The 17689-nt window shown below is 55.2% G+C and carries 16 protein-coding genes and 1 riboswitch; of the genes, 14 read left to right on the forward strand and 2 right to left on the reverse strand.

Annotated features, from left to right (window positions below; translation table 11 throughout):
• The first annotated feature begins 4 nt into the window (after positions 1 to 4).
• The 14 genes from ABK821_RS05335 to ABK821_RS05400 all read left to right on the forward strand — a co-directional run bounded on the left by ABK821_RS05335 (position 5) and on the right by ABK821_RS05400 (position 14671).
• Entirely contained in the window at positions 5 to 871 is an 867-nt protein-coding gene (locus ABK821_RS05335) for a hypothetical protein (RefSeq protein ID WP_138362346.1), read from the forward strand.
• A gap of 24 nt (positions 872 to 895) precedes the next feature.
• Entirely contained in the window at positions 896 to 1486 is a 591-nt protein-coding gene (locus ABK821_RS05340; protein ID WP_308563074.1) for a YtfJ family protein, read from the forward strand.
• A gap of 3 nt (positions 1487 to 1489) precedes the next feature.
• Entirely contained in the window at positions 1490 to 2560 is a 1071-nt protein-coding gene (lptF, locus tag ABK821_RS05345) for an LPS export ABC transporter permease LptF (RefSeq protein WP_308562973.1), read from the forward strand.
• The gene (gene lptG, locus ABK821_RS05350; RefSeq protein ID WP_142501975.1) at positions 2557 to 3636 is read left to right on the forward strand and encodes an LPS export ABC transporter permease LptG; all 1080 of its coding nucleotides are present in this window, start codon (positions 2557 to 2559) and stop codon (positions 3634 to 3636) included. The genes lptF and lptG overlap by 4 nt, the downstream gene beginning before the upstream one ends.
• Positions 3637 to 3882: 246 nt before the next feature.
• Positions 3883 to 4281: a hypothetical protein gene (locus tag ABK821_RS05355; protein WP_138362349.1), complete on the forward strand. Its 399-nt coding sequence runs from the start codon at positions 3883 to 3885 to the stop codon at positions 4279 to 4281.
• 430 nt (positions 4282 to 4711) lie between these two features.
• Positions 4712 to 5746, forward strand: a complete 1035-nt coding sequence (locus tag ABK821_RS05360; protein WP_138362350.1) for a LacI family DNA-binding transcriptional regulator — start codon at positions 4712 to 4714, stop codon at positions 5744 to 5746.
• A 184-nt stretch (positions 5747 to 5930) separates the two neighbouring features.
• A complete protein-coding gene (locus tag ABK821_RS05365; RefSeq protein WP_343178891.1) occupies positions 5931 to 6854 on the forward strand; it encodes a TIM barrel protein in 924 nt (307 codons plus the stop codon).
• A 15-nt stretch (positions 6855 to 6869) separates the two neighbouring features.
• A complete protein-coding gene (locus tag ABK821_RS05370) occupies positions 6870 to 8042 on the forward strand; it encodes a Gfo/Idh/MocA family protein (protein ID WP_142501976.1) in 1173 nt (390 codons plus the stop codon).
• A gap of 158 nt (positions 8043 to 8200) precedes the next feature.
• A riboswitch (TPP riboswitch) is annotated at positions 8201 to 8302 on the forward strand.
• 69 nt (positions 8303 to 8371) lie between these two features.
• Positions 8372 to 9067 carry a TenA family protein gene (locus tag ABK821_RS05375; protein ID WP_138362353.1) on the forward strand — a complete coding sequence of 232 codons (696 nt, stop codon included), beginning with the start codon at positions 8372 to 8374 and terminating at the stop codon, positions 9065 to 9067.
• On the forward strand, positions 9064 to 9792 hold the full coding sequence (locus tag ABK821_RS05380; protein ID WP_185929239.1) for an ABC transporter ATP-binding protein: 729 nt from the start codon (positions 9064 to 9066) through the stop codon (positions 9790 to 9792). The genes ABK821_RS05375 and ABK821_RS05380 overlap by 4 nt, the downstream gene beginning before the upstream one ends.
• Positions 9789 to 10529, forward strand: coding sequence for an ABC transporter permease (locus ABK821_RS05385; RefSeq protein ID WP_142501978.1), 741 nt, complete (start codon positions 9789 to 9791; stop codon positions 10527 to 10529). Before ABK821_RS05380 ends, ABK821_RS05385 begins: the two co-directional genes overlap by 4 nt.
• A 25-nt stretch (positions 10530 to 10554) precedes the next feature.
• Positions 10555 to 11490 (forward strand): ABC transporter substrate-binding protein, encoded by a 936-nt coding sequence (locus ABK821_RS05390; protein WP_142501979.1) that lies wholly within the window; start codon positions 10555 to 10557, stop codon positions 11488 to 11490.
• Positions 11491 to 11794: 304 nt separating this feature from the next.
• The gene (locus ABK821_RS05395; RefSeq protein WP_138362356.1) at positions 11795 to 13180 is read left to right on the forward strand and encodes a diaminobutyrate--2-oxoglutarate transaminase; all 1386 of its coding nucleotides are present in this window, start codon (positions 11795 to 11797) and stop codon (positions 13178 to 13180) included.
• Positions 13181 to 13189: 9 nt separating this feature from the next.
• Complete coding sequence (locus ABK821_RS05400; protein ID WP_171034919.1) at positions 13190 to 14671, forward strand: aspartate aminotransferase family protein; 1482 nt, start codon at positions 13190 to 13192, stop codon at positions 14669 to 14671.
• Positions 14672 to 14893: 222 nt separating this feature from the next.
• Here the strand turns inward: ABK821_RS05400 and ABK821_RS05405 are convergent, their stop codons facing one another.
• Together ABK821_RS05405 and mrdA are read right to left on the reverse strand one after the other, a co-directional pair.
• Complete coding sequence (locus ABK821_RS05405; protein WP_308562997.1) at positions 14894 to 15637, reverse strand: glutamine amidotransferase; 744 nt, start codon at positions 15635 to 15637, stop codon at positions 14894 to 14896.
• Between the two features lie 104 nt (positions 15638 to 15741).
• Positions 15742 to 17661: a penicillin-binding protein 2 gene (gene mrdA, locus ABK821_RS05410; RefSeq protein WP_171034920.1), complete on the reverse strand. Its 1920-nt coding sequence runs from the start codon at positions 17659 to 17661 to the stop codon at positions 15742 to 15744.
• Positions 17662 to 17689 lie beyond the last annotated feature (28 nt).

Consider the following 17689-nt stretch of genomic DNA (forward strand, 5'->3'; position numbering starts at 1 on the left):
AGTCATGACCGCGAATAATACCTGGAAAAAATTCTCCGCTGAAACCACGCAGGCGCTATTTGTCGCAGTGGAAGAAGACGATCTGGTTGAGGCTCAAATCAGCCTGCCGCAACATATTGAGCTGCAATGTTCCCCTGAGAGCATTCGTGACAACTACGCGCTGTGCCTGCAGTTCTGGGAGGACGGGTTTTCCCGTCAGGAACTGTTGCAACTGGTGAATAGCTTCCTGAAAGCTCCGCAATCGGAGGCAACCCGTATGCGCTACAAATATATTCGCGCACGCTATAAGCATTTACGTTTTGCCCTGCAGCTTTACAGTGTACAGCATCGTGCCAACCGTCTGTTTCACAGCACGACGGTGGTGCTCGGCCATTTTCAGGATGCGTTTCGTAACGGCAACCGGAAAAACATGCGGTTTTATGGCAATCAGTTGCGGCTGCTTCTCAGCAAACCGGTCTGGTCGTGCGTGCGTTACAGACTGCGCCATACGCGGCTGGAAACCGAGAATGGGTTTATCGCCTACCGTCTGCAACAGATGCGGCTGCTACGGTTGTTAATCGCCAGCCAGAAACTCACTGGCAAGCAGTTTCATGACGTGCGAAAAATCATCAGTCGACAAGTCTCTTTTTACGACACGCTGCGTTCAATCGACCCGGATAATCGGGAGGCCCGACAGATCTCGCGTTTTCTGGCGGCAATTAACGGGTTAATGGGCGATCGCCATGATGTGATGGTGGCGGATAAGCTGGCCGGCGGGAATGGTTACGACCAACCCGCGCTGTTGGATATCGATATCCGCCAGCGGCTGGAACAACTTCTTGACCGGTTTCCCCTGTCACTTTCGGCGCCCGCGATAATCGCGGACAGATAACAATGGCTATTCCCCGGAGGCATGATGACGTTACGTAGAGTGCTGACCATCGTTCTGCTACTGTCTCCGCTGATGGCATCAGCGCATAATTTCATTCATGGCGAACCGGTCGCGCCGATCGCGATTAACGATCGCGGTGAGCTTCTGCTGAGTCAGGGCCATTTCAGCTACAGGCCGTGGCGAAGCGCGCAATTGGCGGGCAAGGTGCGCGTCATCCAGTACATCGCGGGCCGCACGTCCGCCAAAAAGAAAAATTCACTGCTGATCGCCGCCATCAAGGAAGCGAATCTTCCCGACGACCGCTTCCAGCCTACCACTATCGTCAACACCGACGATGCCATACCGGGTTCCGGCTTTTTTGTTCGAGGAAAAATCGAGAAAAATAAACGGCATTACCCGTGGGCACAATTTATCGTCGATAGCGATGGTCTTGGGCGCAAGGCCTGGCAACTCCCGGAGGAGAGCTCCACCATTATCGTCCTGGATAAGGCCGGTCGCGTGCAGTGGGCGAAAGACGGCGCGCTGACGCCGGATGAAGTTGATCAGGTCATCGCCCTGCTGCGCAGGCTGATTGACCGTGATAAGCCACATGAGACAATCGCCGGGAGCCCGTGACGCATGTCGCTGATTGAACGTTACATCATGGTTGAGGTTCGTCGACTGGTGATAATGATCGCCGGTTTTCTCATCTTCATGTTTGCCAGTTACTCCGCCCAGCGCTATCTTACCGATGCCGCCAATGGTACCCTGGCGCTGCGGGTCGTCGCCGATGTGGTTTTTTATAAGACATTGATTGCATTAGAGATGATACTGCCCGTGGCCCTGTACGTCTCCGTGGCGGTCGCGCTGAGCCAGCTCTACAGCGATGCGGAAATTACCGCCATGCAGGCATCAGGCGCCAGTCCGCTACGGCTGTACAAAGCGATTCTGATACTTGCCATTCCGCTGGCGACAGGGGTCACGCTGCTCTCAATGTATGGTCGCCCCTGGGCTTACGCCAATATTTATCAGCTGCAGCAAGAGTCACAATCGATGCTGGATGTCAGCCATTTGCAGGCTAACAAATTCAACGTTAGCGGCAATGGCCGCATGATCCTCGCCAGCGAGATTGACAAAACAGCCAGCCGTCTGACTGAAGCCCTGATATACCTGCGCTCCGCCAGTCATACGCACCTGTACCGTGCGCACTCGGTTGAGGTGATCGACGCCTCCCCCGGTAACCCCGTCGTTCGGCTGAAAACGGGCTCCGCCTATGTACTGGATCGCCAGGGGCGCGATGACAATGCGCAGAATTACGTCAGCTACGATATTGCGCTGAAGCCGCTCATCCCCGATCCTGAGTTCAGGCATAAATCTGCCTCCCTGATCGCATTGGCGCACTCCGTCGATCCGGCCGACACGGCGGAACTGCAATGGCGGGAGAGCCGCGGGCTGATAACAGTGCTGATGGTACTGCTGGCGATCCCTTTGAGCCGCACCAGACCACGACAAGGCCGCTACGCCACGCTGCTTCCCCTCACCCTCATGTTTACCGTGATTTTCTACGGCGGGAACATTTGTCGCACACTGGTGGCTAACGGTAGCCTGCCGGTGGTCCCCGGCATCTGGCTGGTTCCGCTGGTGATGGCGCTCGGTATGGGCGCGCTGCTCGCGCGCGATGTATCCCTGCCGTGGAAAATATCCCGATGACGATTTTTAGCCGCTATCTGATCAGTAACGTGTTCATCGGGTTCGCCGCCGCAGCTGGCCTGCTTCTCCCGCTGTTTACCACCTTTACGTTGATCAATGAACTTGAGGACGTCACGCCTGACGGTTATCGCTGGACCCAGGCGCTGTATGTGACCGTCATGACGCTGCCCCGCACTCTTGTGGATTTGGGGCCCTTTATCGCGCTGCTCGGGGGGATCGTCGGGCTGGGGCAGCTTGCCAAAAGTCTGGAATTGACGGCGATCCGCGCTGCCGGTATGTCGATCTTCAACATTGCGCTGGTGATGCTCTCCGCCGGGCTGTTGATAAATGTCTCGTTAGGCGCTGTCGATGAATGGGTGGCATCGCCGCTACAACAACGAGCCCTACAGATGAAAAACAGCACTCTGGCACAATCGAATGATGACGACGCTTCCGTCAACGCGCTATGGGCACGACGAGGTAACGAATTTGTGACCGTGAAGTCCCTTGATAAAAATGGCCAACCGGTGGGTATTGAAATCTTTCATTATCAAGCCGATCGCTCGCTTGAGTCCTATATTTACGCGGAAAAGGCCAGCACCGCGGCCAATGGCATCTGGCTGCTGCACAACGTGATGCAAAAAAACTGGCAAGATAACAGAGAGACCGTTCAAAGGCGCGACAGCCTGCTCTGGCATTCACTCTTTTCCGGCGCTCGTCTGAATGAGCTCATTCTGCCGCCCGGCAGTTTTTCCATCCGGCAACTGGATCACTATATTGATTATCTGCACGATTCAGGGCAGCCGAGCACCGAATATCGTCTCGCGCTATGGAAAAAACTGGGGCAGCCCATTTTGGTTCTGTCCATGATTCTGTTGGCCATTCCGTTTACTTTTACCATTCCGCGCGCGCCCGGACTGGGCAGTCGATTAGCTATTGGCGCGATCGTGGGCCTGCTCACCTATATTACCTATCAGATCGTGCTCAACCTGGGGCTGCTTTTTTCCCTTAATGTCCCTGCAGTGGTTCTCGCGCCTCCCATATTTATCTTGTTACTCGCTTTAGCCCTCGTTTACCGTTTTGATCAAAAACATTAATGGTCACATACAGGCAGACTGCGCAATGCCATCTGTAGCGAAAATGCGGCCCCGTATGGAGCCGAATTGTTGTTGACGTACATTGGAACCGGGTATGACGGGTACAGCGGGCAGATTGCCATCCTCAGACATCGTCTTTAAGATAGCTGGCCTGACGCTATACTTTGAGCCTGTTCAACCTGGGTCGCATCACTTGCCATTTAGCCCCCCGAAGGGACAAGCAATTAAATAAGGCAATCAAAACAGATGAAAGCGAATGTGAAATACGAGTTTCACCACTTCGGCATTCCCGTGCAGGATGGTAAGGAAGAGGGTATTTTCAGCGAAAAAGCAGGCATGTACACCACGGATAATCCCGGGCGCTTCCGGGTGCAATGGCACCGTTTTACGGACGACTCTCCGTTACATCCTTTAATCAAAACGGTCCCACACGTTGCATTTAAAGTAGATTGTCTTGCCGATGCCCTAAAAGATGAGGAGATACTGCTTGGGCCTTATGAACCCATCGATGATTATTTCGTCGCAATAATTAATGATGCCGGCGTGCCCATTGAACTGATTCAGACATCGTTGACTGATGAAGAGCTATGGTTGCGAGCCAGAACCGGGAAAGGCCATCTGTACCGACAAGATATCGAACCGTGAAATCACGATGACAGACATGGCGAAATATGCCCGTACAGATGAAAAGTCAGGAACAACGCCGCAACCACTGGTGAGGCTGATGACAAACCTGATTTAGATATTGTGCTCGCATTTCTGCCGGGTGGCGGCTATCGCTTTACCTGGCATGTAAAACCAATAATATCATCATGTTATGGGTTTTTCGTAGGCCCGCGCAAGCGAAGCGCCGCCGGGCAATTCCGGAAAAACGCACTTTGTCAGCAATCTGCAACCACTGGTGGTTTACCTTTTGTTCTCAGCGGTTACAAACAACGTTGCCGGATAAATGACGCCCCTAATATGCATAGTCTGATGTACTGTCCGATGGCGTTGTTTAAACCCAGGACTGCGGGCTTTTTTACCGAAAGAAATAATGATAGATTTTTATCATTATTTTCTGAGGGGAATATCAATGTCAGCGAAAAAAGTCACCATGACAGATATAGCCAGGGATGCCAAAGTCGGCATTGCCACCGTTGACCGGGTGCTCAATAAACGTACCCCCGTCAAAGCAAGTACCGAACGTAAAGTGCTTGAAGCCGCCCGTCGGCTGGGATTCGCGCTGGAACAATCGCGCTATCGGCAGGCTGGCGGTCAGTCAGCGGTAACGCTGCGAATGGGGTTTATTCTGCTTCAGCAATCACACTCATTTTATCATCAACTGGCGCAGATGCTTGAGCAGGCGGCCATGCCCTGGCATAACCCGACGCAGCCTCCCGTTTTTCTGCATTACGATATTAACGCCATCGATGACATGGTGGCCGCCATCGACCGTCTGAGCGATGAAGTGGATGTGATCGGCATTGTCGCGCTGGACAACCCGCTGATCCGCCACGCGATTACCCAGGCCATTGATAAAGGCGTTCGCGTTTTTACCCTGCTCTCTGACATGGCTGTGGCGCAACGCACTGGCTATATCGGTCTGGATAATCAAAAAGCGGGCCGCACCGCCGGTTGGGCGATCGACAGGCTTTGTCGCCATGAAGGAGAAATTGGCATCATCATCGGTGATAATCGGTTTATCTGTCAGGAGAGTTGCGAAATTAGCTTTCGTTCATATCTGCGCGAACACGGAAAAGGCGAGCGGGTGCTGGAACCGGTACGCAGCTATGAACGTGCGGATATAGCCCGGCAGGTAACGGATGCCATGTTGCGAGATTACCCTTCCCTGACGGCGATTTACGCCCCTTGCGGCGGCGTTGAGGGGATTATTGACGCGCTACAGGCGCATCAGCGCCAGCATCAGGTGATGCTGATTTGTCACGGCCCGGTGGAAAATGGCGAACTGGCGTTAATTGATGGCACTATCGATCTGATGATCACGCACCGCCTGCCCGCACTCGCAGACGCAACCATAAACGCATTTCTCCAGGCCAGCGGTCAGTCACAGGCAACCTTTATCAACGCCCTGCAGCCGTTCGACCTCCTCACCAAAGAAAATCTCTGATCGCCATGGCGCGGGCATTTCCTCGGCGCGCCTTCTCCTGCCTCATTTTGATAAAAAACCATCAAATAGAACATCAAAATAAACCTTGAATAACATCAAAAAAATAAAAATTCGATGTTGTTGAATTTGAAATATTCATTCAATACTGATGCCGCTTTCATCGCACACTGAAAAGGAATCCGTCATGACCATACATATTGCCAACGCGCCGTGTAGCTGGGGCGTCGATGATCCCAAAAATCCTTATCTGCCGCCTTTCAAGAAAGTGCTGCAGGAAGCCGCCACCGCGGGCTATGAAAGTATTGAATTAGGGCCCTGGAGCTATCTGCCAACCCAGGCCAGTGAACTCAGCGCAGCGCTGAATAAACAAGGGTTATCTCTGGTTGCCGGGACGATCTTTGATGATCTGGTCAGCGAAGAGAACTTCCCGAATATCGTCGAACTGACGCATAACATTTGCCGTAATTTATCGCAGGTCCCCGTTGCGGAAAAAACAGCGGGTAATCCTTTCCAGCCTCCTTACCTGGTGATCATTGATTTCGGTAATCCCCAGCGAGCGCAATATGCCGGGCGTAGCGAGCTGGCGCCGCGACTGTCTCCTGCCGACTGGCAGCAGATGATTAACCATATTGTCATCATCAGCAAACTGGCATGGCAGGAGTACGGCGTCCGTCCGGTCATTCATCCCCATGCGGGCGGCTGTATCGAATTTGCCGATGAGATTGACCTGCTGGCGACGCAAATCCCCCACGACATCGCTGGTCTGTGTCTCGATACCGGCCATCTTTATTACTCAGGAATGGATCCCGTCAGCTGGCTGGATCGTCATTTTGACCGCCTTGACTACCTGCACTTTAAAGATGTTGATCCGAACGTGTTTGAAAGCGTGATTTCCCGTGGCATCGACTTCTTCTCCGCCTGCGCTGAAGGGGTGATGTGCCCGCTTGGCAGCGGCGCAATTGATTATCCGGCGGTACATGCGTTTCTGGAAAAACGCGGCTATCAGGGCTGGATAACCATTGAGCAAGAGCGCGATCCGCGCAATGTTGAAGGCAGCTTACAGGCCGTCACGGAAAGCCTGCGCTACCTGCGTTCCGTTGGCTTTTAATCTGGAGAGAAGAGAATGATTAATGGAACAAAACCCGTAGGCAGATCGTTACGCTGGGGCATGGTTGGCGGCGGTGGAAGCAGCCAGATCGGCTATATTCACCGTTCTGCGGCGCTGCGCGACGGCGCTTTTACTCTGTTAGCGGGCGCATTTGATATTGATGCCGAGCGTGGGCGTGAATTCGGTCAGCAACTGGGCGTGGAAGCCGGACGCTGCTATGCCGATTACGAAACCCTGTTTCGTGAAGAAGCGACGCGGGAAGACGGTATCGAAGCGGTCTCCATCGCCACGCCGAACAACACCCACTACGCCATTTGCCGTGCGGCGCTGGAGGCCGGATTGCATGTGGTTTGTGAAAAACCGCTGTGCTTTACCGCCGAAGAAGCGGATGCGCTGGTAGCGCTTAGCGAAAAACAACGCAAAATCATTGGCGTGACTTACGGCTACGCCGGTCATCAGATGATTTTGCAGGCGCGACAAATGATTGAGCAGGGATTGCTGGGCGAGATCCGCATCATCAATATGCAGTTCGCACATGGTTTCCACGCGCAGCCGGTAGAGCTGGAAAACCCGAGCACGCGCTGGCGGGTGGATCCGAAATTTGTCGGGCCCAGCTATGTATTAGGTGACTTAGCCACTCACCCGCTGTTTCTGGCGGAAACCATGGCGCCAAAACTCGCCATCACGCGTCTGATGTGCTCTCGCCAGAGCTTTGTCAAAACCCGTGCGCCGCTGGAGGATAACGCCTATGTGCTGATGGAGTACGACAACGGCGCTATCGGTTCAATGTGGTGTTCAGCGGTAAACTGCGGCTCGATGCACGGTCAGAAAGTGCGTATCGTCGGTGAGAAAGCGAGCCTGGAGTGGTGGGATGAGCAACCCAATCAGCTGCGTTATGAAATTCAGGGCGAGCCGGTGCGTATTCTCGAACGCGGGATGTCCTATCTCGACCCGTTGGCTTTACAGGACGATCGCATTGGCGGCGGTCACCCCGAAGGCTTATTTGAAGCATGGTCGAATTTGTACCGCCGTTTCGCCATCGCGATGGACGCCACCGATCGTAATGACCGCGCCCTGTTGGATAATTTCTGGTATCCGGACGCCAAAGCCGGTGCGCTCGGCGTGCATTGGGTGGAAAACTGCGTACGTTCAGCGGATGACGGCGCCCGCTGGGTTGAATTTCGCTAATGATCCCCCTGTGCGTGCTCGCCCGGCAGCACTGTGCTGACCGGGCCTGGCGCAGCCGGTTCATTCACGGGCTTTACCGGGCCTGAAAAAAGGTGACAACGTCACCTAATCTTGTCACATCACAGGATTGTAATCAAAAAGCGAATATCGTATAACAAGGGCCAACCGAGGGGTGTCCTGTAAGGACTGAGATGGCGCGAGCCGAACCCTTTGAACCTGATCTGGGTCATGCCAGCGAAGGGACGGGTCGGCATTTTCGCCAGTTTTGCGCCACTGCCTGTTCACACTTCTGACAGCACGCCCGGATCTCCCCGTTATCAGGAGGTCCAGTGATTCTTCCCGCGTTCACCCAGGGTATTTATGGTCGTCTGCGTCAGCAGGCCAACGCTGACTGGCAGCACTATGTCGCTCACCCCTTTCTCCGGCAACTCGCTGCAGGCACCCTGCCCGAAATCGCTTTTCGCCGTTACCTGACTCAGGATTATCTGTTTCTGATCCACTTTGCCCGGAGCTATGCGCTGCTGGTGAGTAAACTGCAGACGTTGCCAGAAATGCGCGCCGCCGCCGCGTCGATGAACGCCATTCTTGACGAGCTCCCGCTACATGTAGACTACTGCACAGGATGGGGTCTGGATGAGGCGACAATGGCGGCCACACCTGAAGCCGTGGAAACCGTCAACTACACCCGTTACGTACTGGATATCGGTCACGCCGGCGATACGCTGGATCTGTTGACGGCGCTGATGCCTTGCGTTGCCGGATACGCCGAAATCGGCCTCGGCTTACTGCACGATCCCGCCACTAACCTCACCACCAACCCCTATGCGTCCTGGATCCGTAACTATGGCGATGAGGGCTATCTGCGCGGGGTTAATTCGGCTATTAATCTGCTGGAAACCGTGTGGCAACAACGTGGCGGCGAAGCCCGATTTGCTGAACTCAGCCGCATCTTCACCACCGCCACGCGGCTGGAGGCCAGCTTCTGGCAAATGGGACTCAATGCCGTCACGGAGTGCGCAACGTGATAGCGCCGGGTATCGAGGTGCGCAACCTCAGCTTACGTTTTCACGCCCGGCAGATCTTCGACAACCTCTCATTTGATATTCCTGGCGGTCAGTGGGTGTCTCTGCTGGGGGCCAGCGGCGTGGGGAAAACCAGCCTGCTGCGCATTATCGCCGGACTGGAGCAGGCGACGGCGGGTCATGTTCGCGCCAGCGATGGCCAGCCGATGGCAAAACGTCTGGCCTGGATGGGGCAAAAGGATCTGCTCTATCCCTGGCTAAGCGTGCGTGACAATGTCTCCCTCGGCGCGCGTCTTCGCGGCGAACCCATTGATGACACGCGCGTCACCACGCTGTTAAGGCGGGTGGGTCTCGAACACTGCGCCAGCGACCGGCCATCCTCTCTGTCGGGGGGAATGCGCCAGCGGGCGGCCCTGGCGCGCACCCTCTATGAAGATCGCCCCATTGTATTGATGGACGAGCCCTTTTCAGCGCTCGATACCCTTACCCGCACGCGAATTCAAACCCTGGCCGCCGAATTGTTAGTGAACCGTACCGTGATGCTTATCACCCACGATCCGATGGAAGCCTGCCGACTCAGCCATCGCCTGCTGGTACTCTCGCCCGCTGCCGGAGGAATTGACGATACGCACCGCTTATCCGGCATGCCGCCCCGAGCCTGTGACGATCCGCAGGTATTAACCAGCCAGGCGGAGCTGCTGCAACAGCTAATAAGGGCCAACGGATGAACGCTAAACTGTTGCGCGGCGGCGTGGTGTTCTGCGGCCTGCTGTTGCTCTGGTGGCTGGCGAGCCGTAGCGGAATTCCGGCCTTTTTGCTTCCTTCACCATCAGCGGTGGCCAGCGCGTTGTGGTTCAACCGGGGTTACCTGGGCTGGCATACGCTGATCACCCTGAGCGAGATCCTCTGCGGTCTCACGGCTGGCGTGCTGCTCGGCGTCGCGCTGGCGCTATGTATGATCGTCTCGCCGCGTATTCAACGTTGGCTAATGCCGCTGGTGCTGACCAGTCAGGCGATCCCGGTCTTTGCCCTCGCCCCGCTACTCGTACTGTGGTTTGGCTTCGGCATAAGCGCCAAAGTGATGATGGCGGTGCTGGTGATTTTCTTCCCCGTGACCTCGGCATTTTTTGACGGGTTACGGCGGGTCAACCACGACTATCTCGATCTGGCGCGCACCATGGGGGCATCTTTTGGCGCGCAGTTGCGCCATGTGCGCATGATGGCGGCCCTTCCGGCTCTTGCCTCCGGCCTGAGAATGGCCGCGGCCGTCGCCCCCATCGGGGCGATTATCGGCGAATGGGTCGGCTCAGCCGAAGGCCTGGGCTACGTGATGCTCAATGCCAACGCGCGTCTGCAGACGGATATCTGTTTTGCGGCGCTGTTTATTTTAGTGCTGCTGACGGTCCTGTTATGGCTGACAGTGGATGCTTTTCTACACCGGCTGATTAACTGGGCGCCGGAATAATGACGCTTTTATATAAGGAGTAACCATGCGTAAATCTGTACCCGCCGCAATAACCCTCACCGCGCTGCTCTGCGGCCAGGCGCTGGCCAACGAGAAACTCACCCTTGTGCTGGACTGGTATATCAACCCGGATCACGCGCCGATCATGGTGGCCGAACAGATTGGCGCCTTTAAAGAAGCCGGACTGGACGTCACCATTGTGCCGCCATCGGACCCGGCGTTACCGCCGCGACTGGTGGCCGCTCATCAGGCCGATCTGGCGATCACCTATCAGCCGCAGGTGCATTTTTTTGCTGATGAAGGGCTGCCTCTGGTGCGCGTCGGTACGCTGATTAATTCACCGTTAAACACGGTAATTACCCTGGATAAAGACATCAAAACCCCGGCCGACCTGCAAGGCAAGAAAGTTGGCTATTCGGTTAGCGGTATTGAACAGGCGACGCTGGCAACCATGGCGCAGTATGCGCATATCGACCCCAAAAGTATCAAACTGGTCAATGTTAACTTCCAGTTAACCAGCGCCCTGCTAGCCGGCCAGGTCGATGCGGTCATTGGCGGCTATCGTAATATAGAAGCGCTGGAGCTGAAGCTGCAGGGGAAAGATCCCGTTGTGATGAACGTCGAGGATTATGGCGTACCGGCCTACGATGAACTGGTGATCGTCGCCAACCGTGACGAGGTCAACGCCCCGAAAATCAAGAAATTCCTTGCCGCATTGCAAAAAGGGGTCACTTATCTGCGCGCCCATCCTCAGCAGACCTGGCTGGCCTTTGCCGACGCGCATCCTGAACTTAACACCGAACTGAACAAGCAGGCCTGGCTGAAAACCCTCCCCCTGTTTGCCGTCAATCCGGCGGCGCTGAATAAACCGCGCTATGAAGCCTATGAACAGTTTTTATACACCAACAAGTTAGTTAAAAAAATTACCCCGCTGACAAATTATGCGGTTGAACTGCATTGAGTCATGGCCTTGCTGGCGGAATCGTTCCACCGGCAAGGGCAGCATCGCGGTAATAAAAGTACGTTATTTTTAACTAAAAATGACAATTTAAAAGGCCTTGGGCTATTTAATAATTAATAACAATATCAATAAATTAAAGGTCTATCCGTTAAAGTAAGAATAATGAAAAAATACCTTAATAAATAAAACGTTGAATGCAAATTTAAAAAGCCATATATTGTGCGCGCCTTATGCATGGCAATTCAATTTTTTACACCATTTTATTCAACCCGCGTTCAAGCGAAACACGGGTTGTGGGAGTGATATGATGACGGATAAAGTCCGTATTGATACTTTAGGCGCAGATTTATTAGATGCAAACAACGATACCTTTTTGGCCCGTCAGGCTGAATTCGAGTCGAATGTCAGGAGCTACCCGCGCAAACTGCCGTTGGCGATTACTAAAGCGGAAGGCGTCTGGCTGACCGATGCGGATAACAAGCAGTATCTGGATTGCCTTGCCGGCGCCGGTACTCTGGCTCTCGGCCACAACCATCCTGATGTGTTACAAAGCATCCAAAGTGTCATTACCAGCGGCTTGCCGTTACATACCCTCGATCTGACAACACCGTTAAAAGATCGCTTCTCTGAATACCTGCTCTCTCTGTTACCGGGCGAAGGCAAAGAATACTGCCTGCAGTTCACTGGCCCGTCCGGCGCTGACGCCGTGGAAGCGGCGCTGAAACTGGCGAAAAAATACACCGGTCGTTCTTCCGTAATCAGCTTCTCCGGCGGCTACCATGGGATGACCCACGGCGCGCTGTCCGTCACCGGTAATCTGTCGCCGAAAGCGGCGGTGAACGGCATGATGCCGGAAGTGCAGTTTATGCCTTATCCGCATCAGTATCGCTGCCCGCTGGGTATCGGCGGCGATGCGGGCGTAAAAGCACTGGCCTACTACTTCGAAAACCTGATCAACGACGTGGAAAGCGGCGTGCGTAAACCGGCGGCGGTGATCCTGGAAGCCGTTCAGGGGGAAGGCGGCGTGAACCCGGCGCCGGTCGAGTGGCTGCAGCGCATCCGTAAAGTGACTCAGGAACACGGCATCCTGTTGATCATCGATGAAGTTCAGGCAGGCTTTGCCCGTACCGGTAAATTCTTCGCCTTTGAACATGCAGGCATTGAGCCGGACATCATCGTGATGTCAAAAGCCGTTGGCGGCGGTCTGCCGCTGGCCGTTCTCGGTATTAAAAAGCCGTTCGATGCCTGGGAACCGGGTCACCACACTGGGACTTTCCGCGGTAACCAGCTGGCGATGGCGACCGGCCTGACCACCCTGCGCTATCTGAAAGACAACCATATCGCCGATAAAGTCGCCGCCCAGGGCGAGTGGCTGAAAGGCAAACTGGCGGAAATGCAGAAACGTTACCCGGTTATCGGCCACGTGCGCGGTCTGGGTCTGATGATCGGTATTGAAATCGTTAAACCGAACGAAGCGCCGGACCATCTGGGTAGCTACCCGGCGGATGGCGAACTCTCTGCGCTGTTGCAGAAGAAGTGCTTTGAAGCGGGTCTGATCCTTGAGCGCGGCGGTCGTAACGGCTGCGTACTGCGTCTGCTGCCATCCCTGCTGATCAGTAACGCGGAGCTGGAGATCTTCTTCGATAAATTTGAACAGGCCCTGCTGGGCGCCGGCGTAAAACCGGTCTGAGTGGAGCGAATGACCGCAATGTCAAAATTGAATCCAGTTCTTGCCGGTACCACGCAGAGCATTGACGCCTACCAGCAGGCGATCGCCCAGAGCAGCCAGGCGGTAGCGCAGTGGCTGCAGCAGCCTGAGATGTATCAGGGGAAAAGCGTTGACGAATTACGTCAGCGCATCCACCTTGATTTCAATGAACAAGGGCTCGGCAACCAGGCGGCAATTGACCGGGCGATCGAGTTTTTCCTCAAAGACAGCCTGTCGGTACATCACCCGCATTGCGTGGCGCATCTTCACTGCCCGAGCCTGGTGATTAGCCAGGCGGCGGAAGTGCTGATTAACGCCACCAACCAGAGCATGGACTCCTGGGATCAAAGTCCGTCAGCGACCCTTATCGAAATTAAGCTGATTGAGTGGCTACGCGCCCAGGTCGGCTACGGCGCTGGCGATGCGGGCGTGTTCACCAGCGGCGGCACTCAGAGCAATATGATGGGGCTGATGCTGGCGCGTGATGCCTTCTTCGCCCGCCAGGGTCATTCGATCCAGCAGGAGGGGCTGCCGGGCGATATCCGTCAGTACAAAGTGCTGTGTTCAGAAAACGCCCACTTCTCGGTGCAGAAAAATATGGCGTTGATGGGCCTCGGCTACCGTTCCGTGACGCTGGTGAAAACCGATGAGTTCGCCCGGATGGACATAGCGGACCTGCAAGCGAAGATCGCGCAGGCGCAGGCCAACGGCGAACAGATCATGGCGATTGTCGCCACCGCAGGCACCACCGATGCGGGGGCAATTGACCCGCTGCGGGCCATTGCTGCAATCGCCGCCGAACACCAGATCTGGCTGCACGTTGATGCTGCCTGGGGCGGCGCGCTGCTGATGTCTGAAAAGTATCGCGACCGTCTGGATGGTATTGAGTTAGTGGATTCCATCACCCTGGATTTCCACAAACAGTTCTTCCAGACCATCAGCTGTGGCGCGTTTCTGTTAAAAGAAGCCCGTCACTACGAGCTGATGCGCTATCAGGCCGCGTATCTGAACTCCGAATTCGATGAAGAGCACGGCGTACCGAACCTGGTGTCTAAATCGCTGCAAACCACCCGTCGCTTCGATGCGCTGAAGCTATGGATGGGCCTGGAAGCACTGGGCCGGAAGCAGTACGCGGAGATCATCGATCACGGCGTGACCATGGCGCTGAACGTGGCGGAATATGTCGAAACTCAGCCGTCGCTGGAACTGGTGATGCAGCCGCAGCTGGCGAGCGTGCTGTTCCGTTCTCGCCCTCACCAGATGGCGGGCAGCGATGATATGACCATCGGCCTGCTCAACCAGCGTGTTGGCGATGCGCTGCTGGCGACTGGTCGCGCCAACGTTGGCGTGACCGAGCACAAAGGCGTGACCTGCCTGAAACTGACGCTGCTGAACCCCCTCGTCACGTTAGATGACATAAAGGTTCTGCTAAGCCTGGTGGAACGTACCACTGAGGAATTGCTGGCGCAATAACCTTATTTTCCGGACACTGCTATACACCTTTCTGCCGGGTGGCGGCTGACGCCTTACCCGGCCTACAACACCAATAGTATCATTGTGGTACGTATTTCCCACAGGCCCGTGCAAGCGAAGCGCCGCCGGGCGGTTGCGGAAAAATGCGCGATGTCAGCAATCGTATGCCGATAACTCACCTTATCGGCTTTTTATTCCCCTGCTTCCCTCCGACGCCCCTCGTTAAGCCGTTTTCAGATCCGGCGTCAGATAGTGAGCGATAAAACGGGTCAAAACAGCAGATGCCTCAGGGCTCTCCACCACTTCGCGACTCAGCTTTTCTGGATCAATCCCCTCATTGCGCAGCGCCGTCCGGCGCCAGGCAATCAGCGAGCGAGCAATCGCCGGGGTAATTTCCGGGTGGAACTGAGTGGACACGGCATGTTCGCCATAACGGACAATCTGGTGCGGATCGTGCCGGGAAGAAGCCAGCACCGTCGCCCCTTGCGGTAGCCTGATCACCGTCTGCATATGGGTAAGATGTGCGCTGAAAGAGGCCGGTTGCTTCGCCAGCAGGCTATCCTTAATCCCACGCTCAGACAGTGAAATAGTTTTGCTTCCCGCCTCGCGCCCTGCCGGGTGATAATCCACCTCACCGCCCAGCGCGTGTGCCATGAGTTGATGCCCATAGCAAACGCCAAACAGCGGCATCGCCATCGTCATCGCTTCACGGATCCATTCGGCGGTCATTTCACTCCACGGCAGACGCTCAGTTACCATGTCCCAGGAGCCGGTGATCACCGCCACCGTATCCTTATCGGGCGCGGGAAGCGGTTCCCCGGCAAACACCCGCGCGACGCGGATTTTATTGCGCCAGGGCGCAAGTAAATGGCTAAACCAGACAGGAAGATCGCCATGGTCGGAAATGATTTCAACCGGCGGAGTACCAGTTTGCACAAGAAGCAATGTTTTTCGGCTTAACGACATCAGAGCGCCTTTTTCAGAATCATCCAGAACCCTACTATGAGCAAAAGCGCAGACGGCGGCAAATAACCAATCCGTCATCGCTTATGACCAGAGTGAATAACGGCCTACCGCGCATCGGCGCTCTCCACCTGCGGCACGTTCGCTCCCGCGCCACCGTCCTGTGATGCACTGGCCGGATCAAAGATATGGTCGAGAATCTTACGTGCAGTCGGCCCGGCCACCACACCATCGCCGCCGCCGTTTTCCAGAATCAACGCCATCGCCACCTTCGGATGCTGATACGGCGCAAACAACGTATAGAAAATATGGTCGCGCAGACGCACCGGGATCATTTTCGCGTTATAGGTCTGGTTCTCCTTGAGGCTGAAGACCTGGGAAGTACCGGATTTTGCCGCAATCTGGTACGGCGCAGTGTGAAACAGCTTATATCCGGTACCGTTCGGCAGATTCGCCATGCCGTACATTCCGTTACGCACAATCCCCCAGTAAGGTGAATGCGGATCGCCAATCTGTGGAAGATTCTGCGGTTGCTGGTAGCGTTCAATCATATTGCCTTGCTTCATGGAATAGAGCAGATGCGGGTTTTTCACCTTACCGTTGTTAATCAGGGTAGTCAGGGCCTTCACCATCTGAATTGGCGTCGCAATCCAGTAGCCCTGGCCGATGCCGACGGAGATCGTGTCTCCCTGATACCACGGTTTTTTATGTACCCTCAGCTTCCACTCCCGGCTCGGCAGCACCCCGGTATACTCTTCATTCAGATCGATCCCCGTTGACTGTCCGTAGCCAAACTTACTTAACCACTCATGGATACGGTCGATCCCCATTTCATACGCCACCTGATAGAAAAACGTATCCGCCGACTCTTCAATCGCTTTGGTAACATTTAGAATACCGTGACCGCTCTTCAGCCAGTCGCGATAGCGGCGCTGCGTGCCCGGCAGTGTCCAGGTCGGCCCGCCAAAAAACGTCGTGGTAGGGGTGATGACGCCCGCGGACAACGCCGACAGCGCCATATAGGGTTTCACCGTTGATGCGGGTGGATATAGCCCCTGGGTCACGCGATTAATCAGCGGGCGATCCGGATTATCCAGTAGCGCGCGATAAGCCTGATAGCCAATCCCCCTGACGAACGGGTTTGGATCATAGCTGGGGCTGGAAACCATCGCCAGCACCCCGCCATCGCGCGGATCGACGACGACGACCGCTGCACGCTGCCCCTTCAGCACCGATTCGATATACTGCTGTAAATGCAGATCCAGCGTCAGGTAGATGTTCTTTCCGGCCACCGGCGGGACCTCTTTCAGCAGGCGTACCACCCGACCATGGTTATCCACCTCAACTTCCTGATAGCCGGTGGTGCCGTGCAGCGCTTTCTCGTAGTAGCCTTCAATGCCCTGCTTGCCGATATTGTGGTCGGCGGCATAGTTCTCCGCTTCGCCCGCTTTCGCCAGCTTTTGCAGATCGCTGTCGTTGATTTTCGATACATAGCCGACCACGTGCGCCAGTTCCGCGCCATAGGGATACCGGCGCTGCTGGTAACTTTCAATGGTCACGCCGGGGAAACGAAACTCATTGACGGCAAAACGCGCCACTTCAACATCGCTGAGATCGGATTTTAAGGTCACCTCTTTATAGCGGCTGTTGTGCTGCATGTCGTCGCGGAAATCGGCGATATCTTGTGGGGTGAGATCGATAATCGGCGTTAACTGCCGCAGGAGCGCCTTCATATCGGCGATTTTGCTCGGGATCACCTGTAAACGGTACAATGTAACATTTTGCACCAGCGGAATACCGTTACGATCGAAAATCAGCCCCCGGCTTGGCGCGATGGGCAGCATCTTGATGTCATTCTGGTTTGAGCGGGTCTGGTAAAAGTCGTACTGATCTATCTGGAGGTGATAGAGATTGACAATCAGAATAACAAAGCAGACCACCACCACCAGAAAAGCAATTACGGCACGGCGGATAAATAGCATCTTTTCCGCTGAGTGGTCGCGAATTTCATCTCTCATTAGGGACATTAGCGGTCGTTTACCTGGGTTACAAAGG

The sequence above is a fragment of the Klebsiella sp. KE9456 genome (genome assembly GCF_043832615.1).
GTDB classification, from domain to species: domain Bacteria; phylum Pseudomonadota; class Gammaproteobacteria; order Enterobacterales; family Enterobacteriaceae; genus Klebsiella; species Klebsiella indica.

Coding starts and splice junctions, on each gene's coding strand:
- ABK821_RS05335 (WP_138362346.1), top strand. CDS start 5: ATGACCGCGAATAATACCTGGAAAAAATTCTCCGCTGAAACCACGCAG.
- ABK821_RS05340 (WP_308563074.1), top strand. CDS start 896: ATGACGTTACGTAGAGTGCTGACCATCGTTCTGCTACTGTCTCCGCTG.
- lptF (WP_308562973.1), top strand. CDS start 1,490: ATGTCGCTGATTGAACGTTACATCATGGTTGAGGTTCGTCGACTGGTG.
- lptG (WP_142501975.1), top strand. CDS start 2,557: ATGACGATTTTTAGCCGCTATCTGATCAGTAACGTGTTCATCGGGTTC.
- ABK821_RS05355 (WP_138362349.1), top strand. CDS start 3,883: ATGAAAGCGAATGTGAAATACGAGTTTCACCACTTCGGCATTCCCGTG.
- ABK821_RS05360 (WP_138362350.1), top strand. CDS start 4,712: ATGTCAGCGAAAAAAGTCACCATGACAGATATAGCCAGGGATGCCAAA.
- ABK821_RS05365 (WP_343178891.1), top strand. CDS start 5,931: ATGACCATACATATTGCCAACGCGCCGTGTAGCTGGGGCGTCGATGAT.
- ABK821_RS05370 (WP_142501976.1), top strand. CDS start 6,870: ATGATTAATGGAACAAAACCCGTAGGCAGATCGTTACGCTGGGGCATG.
- ABK821_RS05385 (WP_142501978.1), top strand. CDS start 9,789: ATGAACGCTAAACTGTTGCGCGGCGGCGTGGTGTTCTGCGGCCTGCTG.
- ABK821_RS05390 (WP_142501979.1), top strand. CDS start 10,555: ATGCGTAAATCTGTACCCGCCGCAATAACCCTCACCGCGCTGCTCTGC.
- ABK821_RS05395 (WP_138362356.1), top strand. CDS start 11,795: ATGATGACGGATAAAGTCCGTATTGATACTTTAGGCGCAGATTTATTA.
- ABK821_RS05400 (WP_171034919.1), top strand. CDS start 13,190: ATGACCGCAATGTCAAAATTGAATCCAGTTCTTGCCGGTACCACGCAG.
- ABK821_RS05405 (WP_308562997.1), bottom strand. CDS start 15,637: ATGTCGTTAAGCCGAAAAACATTGCTTCTTGTGCAAACTGGTACTCCG.
- mrdA (WP_171034920.1), bottom strand. CDS start 17,661: ATGTCCCTAATGAGAGATGAAATTCGCGACCACTCAGCGGAAAAGATG.